This window comes from Actinacidiphila bryophytorum (genome assembly GCF_016916835.1).
GTDB lineage: Bacteria > Actinomycetota > Actinomycetes > Streptomycetales > Streptomycetaceae > Actinacidiphila > Actinacidiphila bryophytorum.
The window spans coordinates 1-320 of record NZ_JAFFIX010000089.1; the positions used below are offsets into that span (position 1 = coordinate 1).

The 320-nt window shown below is 67.5% G+C and carries 1 pseudogene; it reads left to right on the forward strand.

What is annotated here, in order from left to right:
- Nucleotides 1-30 precede the first annotated feature (30 nt).
- A pseudogene (locus JT723_RS34710) lies at nt 31-320 on the forward strand (L-arabinose isomerase); the annotation flags it as partial.

A 320-nucleotide genomic window follows, 5' to 3' on the forward strand; every position in this document is an offset into this window, starting at 1 on the left:
GGGCCGTCCACCGCGTGGGGAGTCTGAACCATGACATCGTCCGACCAGCGTGAGGTGTGGTTCCTCACCGGGAGCCAGGGCCTGTACGGCGAGGACACTCTGCAGCAGGTCGCCGAGCAGTCGCAGGAGATCGCCAGGCGGCTGGCTGCGGCAGCCGGTTCGCCGGTGCGTGTGGTGTGGAAGCCCGTCCTGACGGACTCGGCGGCGATAACAGCCCTCGTGCTGGACGCGAACGCCACCGCCGAGTGCGTCGGTCTCATCGGCTGGATGCACACCTTCTCTCCGGCCAAGATGTGGATCTCCGGTCTCGGCCTGCTGAA